The 4,479-nt window shown below is 56.7% G+C and carries 4 protein-coding genes and 2 pseudogenes; 2 read left to right on the top strand and 4 right to left on the bottom strand.

Going from position 1 to position 4,479, the window contains the following annotated elements; all coding sequences use genetic code 11:
* Positions 1 to 77 precede the first annotated feature (77 nt).
* A pseudogene (tnpC, locus tag RYZ59_RS24405) lies at positions 78 to 1,175 on the top strand (IS66 family transposase); the annotation flags it as partial.
* Positions 1,176 to 1,425: 250 nt separating this feature from the next.
* On the opposite strand, the gene RYZ59_RS24400 reads toward tnpC, so the two are convergent.
* From RYZ59_RS24400 to RYZ59_RS24390, 3 genes and pseudogenes are all read right to left on the bottom strand, one after another.
* Positions 1,426 to 1,989, bottom strand: coding sequence for a chlorite dismutase family protein (locus RYZ59_RS24400; RefSeq protein ID WP_001097412.1), 564 nt, complete (start codon positions 1,987 to 1,989; stop codon positions 1,426 to 1,428).
* A 23-nt stretch (positions 1,990 to 2,012) separates the two neighbouring features.
* Positions 2,013 to 2,387, bottom strand: a complete 375-nt coding sequence (locus RYZ59_RS24395) for a cupin domain-containing protein (RefSeq protein ID WP_001348195.1) — start codon at positions 2,385 to 2,387, stop codon at positions 2,013 to 2,015.
* 189 nt (positions 2,388 to 2,576) lie between these two features.
* Positions 2,577 to 3,013 (bottom strand): annotated as a pseudogene (locus tag RYZ59_RS24390) (IS66 family transposase); the annotation flags it as partial.
* Between the two features lie 292 nt (positions 3,014 to 3,305).
* Here RYZ59_RS24390 and RYZ59_RS24380 point away from each other — a divergent pair.
* On the top strand, positions 3,306 to 3,593 hold the full coding sequence (locus RYZ59_RS24380; RefSeq protein ID WP_009486461.1) for a thermonuclease family protein: 288 nt from the start codon (positions 3,306 to 3,308) through the stop codon (positions 3,591 to 3,593).
* Positions 3,594 to 4,208: 615 nt separating this feature from the next.
* On the opposite strand, the gene RYZ59_RS24375 is transcribed toward RYZ59_RS24380, so the two are convergent.
* On the bottom strand, positions 4,209 to 4,479 hold a 271-nt coding region (locus tag RYZ59_RS24375; protein ID WP_064169974.1), incomplete at its 5' end, for a hypothetical protein.

Here is a 4,479-nt window from a genome sequence, read left to right as displayed (position 1 = left end):
GTAAGCAGAGTTTTTGAAATGTAAGGCCTTTGAATAAGACAAAAGGCTGCCTCATCGCTAACTTTGCAACAGTGCCCACCGTTGAACGTCACATCCGGGGCAAATGGGCCTGCGACAGCTGCGAGACGTTGATCCAGGCACCGGTGCCACCGCAGGTGATCGACAAAGGCATCCCCACCGCTGGCCTGCTGGCCCAGGTGCTGGTGGCCAAGTATGCCGACCATCTGCCGCTGTACCGTCAGGAACGCATGTTCGGCCGTGCCGGCCTGGAAATCCCGCGCTCCACCCTGGCCGAATGGGTGGGTGCCTGTGGTGTGCAGTTGCAGCCGCTGGTGGATGCGTTGAGAAATACTCTGCTGGAACACAGTGTTCTGCATGCCGATGAAACCCCGGTCAGCATGCTGGCCCCGGGCAAGAAGAAAACCCACAAGGCCTACGTCTGGGCCTACTGCACCACACCGTTTGCCGACCTGAAGGCAGCTATTTACGACTTCGCACCCAGCCGTGCAGGCGAACACGCCCGAACCTTCCTGGGTGACTGGCGGGGCAAGCTGGTCTGTGATGATTACGCTGGCTACAAGGCCGGGTTCGGCAACGGCATTACCGAAATCGGCTGTATGGCCCACGCCCGGCGCAAGTTCTATGACCTGCACGAGGCCAACAAGAGCGAATTGGCGGCCAAGGCCTTGGAATACATCGGTGGACTCTACGAGATCGAGCGGGAAACCAAAGATCTGCCACCGGATATGCGGCGGGAAATCCGGCAAACCAAAGCCAAACCCCTTGCCGATGCGCTGCATCAGTGGATGCTGGCCCATCGCCAGAAAGTGCCGGATGGCTCCGGCACGGCCAAAGCCCTGGATTACAGCCTCAAACGTTGGGAAGCGCTGACGCGCTACCTGGACGATGGCGCTGTGCCCATCGACAACAACTGGGTGGAAAACCAGATCCGACCCTGGGCGCTGGGGCGCAGCAATTGGCTGTTTGCGGGTTCACTGCGCAGTGGTCAACGTGCGGCTGCGGTCATGACCCTAATACAGTCAGCGAAGCTGAATCGGCATGATCCCTATGCCTACCTGAAGGATGTGCTGACTCGCCTGCCGACACAGAAGAACAACGCCATCGACGAGCTATTGCCCCACAACTGGAAACCAGCCATACCTAACAAGGTGTAGGCCGGACGTGTATGGAGAGCCTTCTTCGAAAGCTGGACAAGGTGCCAACTCTAGACGGCAGGATATGCCCTGGGAGATCGATGAGAGAAAGAGGAGGCCATAAGTAGAAAATTTCCCAAGCGACTGGTGGCTCGCTAGGCATACGTGTCGTGTTACTCCTAAGTTATTAGACACACTAGATTTTCCGGGCTTTGCTGGGCTGCGGGTGTCGCAGGTGTATGCCGCACGGAGATCGCAGTTAAACCTGATACTAGGCCGGCTCATGCACTAGCCGGATGTCGATTTCTCTGTCGACATACTTCCACTCCACCGAGGCCCGGAGTTCGGCCAAAAGCCTGTTAAAGCCCGGCTCATCAGACGGGGAATATTCGAACCACGTCAAGAAGTCGAAGGGTTCGCTCTCGCCCAGGTCCCGACAATGGTGGAGACGACGGGCCACAGCAGGGAGATATTGGAGCCCAATGTGAATGTGACGGGACTGCTCCTCAAAAATCTTCCGGCGTTCGTCTTGAGCCAGTCCCCACCATGAGGGGTTTTTCCGGATAGGGATCAGGGCGGCACAGGTGGCCTCTGCTCGACCCAAACTTGGCTGCTTCGCCACGAGACGATCCTTCTCTTCACGCACGACATAACGCTCGTTACTCGTTATCCCGCGAAGAAGCCATTTGGTGCCCAAAGGCTGCGGCGAAACAGAGCCAGCGGCTACGTCGAGCCGGGGGATTCCAGGGAGAGGGGCTCCCGCCACGGCATCCATCCGAACAACGCGCCAAACACCCGTTTCTCCACCAGCGAACGTAAATAATCGTGTATTCATCAGTTTCCTCTCAGGCCTTTCGCCTATTTCTCAGCCAACGCAAAACCGGCATTGCCCGGCGCAACCACTGAAACAAATATAAAAGGTTCGGGGCCAGAGTTCATTGCACCATGTACCTGCCCAGGTTTTGCGATCGCAATATCTCCAGCTTTAAGATGAGTGACTATGCCGTTACCTTGATGATATTCGGCTTCACCTGAGATAACCGTCCAAGTATCTTGGCCGTGAGGATGTACATGGGAAGCTATTTCCTGCCCAGGGTGGGCGTGCCAAACAACGACGACAGAGTCATTGGTTTCCAGAACAACCGAACGAATCGGTTCGCCGTTAGACGGACGAACATATTCATCCACCGAAAAAATCCGCGATTCAGTTTCTGCTCTCATGTTCACACCCATTTAAAACTGATTGGACACGTACTCTAAACGCAACTGCGCCTGGACAGCACATGAAGATATGTACCTAAGCGCCCTTCGGGAAAACTATGCTCTGGCGCACAGAGACCGTCAATACTCCGTCGTGGGTAGGCATGACATAACGGGAGGAGACGGGCGACGCTTTGGTCATATGTACATGAGAAGGTGGCTCGCCCGCTCGGCAGGGTTGTTGTCGATGGGCAGGTGTCCCCCTTTCGATGTAGCGGATCAGCTTTAACCAGTTGCTCGCAAGGCAATTGATTGCTTGCCCAAGGCACTTTGACGACGTGACCTGGGGAGGGGTTTTGTCCAGCCTAGCTTTCAGTTGCTCCAGGAAAGCCTGGCTTTGCGACTGGCGCGTCTGGTATCGCTGGGCATCGCCCGCCTCTTCCATGTCGCGCTCGATGCCGTAGAGCTTGTTGATAAGAGTCAGTGCCATCTCCGCTCGGCCGATCTTGCCCTTGGATTGAGTTTTCTGATGAACTTGCGCCGCGCATGCCCAGCAACCTATACGCTCGACGCCTTTCTGCCTCCAGGAGGCGCTGCGGCACCTCCTGGGTACGGCTAGCGGTGTAATTGAACAGGATGACCGGAAGATTTGGTGGGCCACCGCGATCTCCTCAGTAGCTATAGCCAAACAGGTTGGGTATGAGAAGTTCAAGGGGGGGCGAGCAAAGCCCCCGTTCCAATTGATTCTCTATTCCACACAAATGGCGATATAAGCCGGCGGGTGATGACGACCCTGGAAGCTCTGGCATCGAGAGTGGATGTCTACTCCATCGACGAGGCGTTTCTGGATCTGACCGGAATCGACCGGGTGGTAAGCTTCGAGCCTTTTGGTCGGCAGGCGATTTGGCTCAAGGTGGAATCACCGGACGGTTACGATACAACGGTCAACGCTTGCGCCTGCTGTCGATTGACACCCCGGAAACCTACAAGCCCAGGTGCGACGCCGAGCTGACGAAGGGCCGCGAGGCAACCGCACGCCTCCGCGAACTGGTTGCCAACGCTCAGCGCATCGAGGTTGTCGATTCCGGCCAAGCCGACAAGTACGACCGCCGCCTTGTTCACCTGCTGATCGACGGGCGGGACGTGGGGCAAACCCTCATGGCCGAGGGGTTAGCCGTTGAGTGGAGGCCCGGCCCGAATGCGTGGAGGGAACGCCGTCGCCACTGGTGCGGATACTGATCGCTTTTCAGCTTGAGCCAGGAGCGCCCCGCCGCAGTGATCGGCACTTGTGTCGATCCGAGGAGGCGCAAGAGCCACAAGCCCCTGATAGGACCACGTAACGCGGCCATGCCACTAGAGCACGGCCGCTTTTTTCTTTTAAAAACAAAAATATAAAAAAATCCTGTTGCTTGAGCCGGTGGTATTGTGGGCAACTGCCGACCTGTTGGCAGGGTGGGGGCAACCGCTCGCGGTTGTCCCTGGCCTGTCAATGGGGAACCGCGAAGCGGTTAGGCAGGTATCCGGCTTGCCGGATTGTCCATAATTCCACGGGCTGTTTTCCCCAGGGCTACACGTTTTATATATGTTTTTTTTGTTTTAAAGAGTTTTAGGGAATCAGAAGGCAAAATTTACCTTCATTATCAGTTGCTTATAGAACCCCTCGGTGGGTAATAGACGGTTTCCGGTGGGTAATAGACGGGGTTGGGTGGGTAAACGACGGAACCGGGTGGGTAATAGACGGACTATCCACAGGCTGGATCGCCGGATCGATCCCCTCCCGTCTATTACACACCCGCCTTGCGCAAACCCTGACCAGTAGTCGCCTCGCGCTCCGTCTATTACACACCGCCGCGCTTAGTATTCGCCTGGGTCCAGTGGGGGGAGAACCCCGGAGCTGCTGACGACTTCCCCGCGTTGCGGACGCTCGACCGTCTCGCCGGGTTTCAGCGGATAGCGCCGCAGCACTCGCCCGTATTCTTCGCTCGCCCGCTTTGCTTCCACGCGCACGCGGCCAGACTCCGAGTTGACGCAGTTCAGGTAATTTTCTGTGGCACTGTTGCAAATAGTCGGTGGTGATAAACTTATCATCCCCTTTTGCTGATGGAGCTGCACATGAACCCATTCA

It is taken from the genome of Citrobacter sp. HN-141 (assembly GCF_033341895.1).
Classification (GTDB): Bacteria; Pseudomonadota; Gammaproteobacteria; order Enterobacterales; family Enterobacteriaceae; genus Citrobacter.
This window is presented reverse-complemented; position numbering and strand designations above follow the sequence as displayed.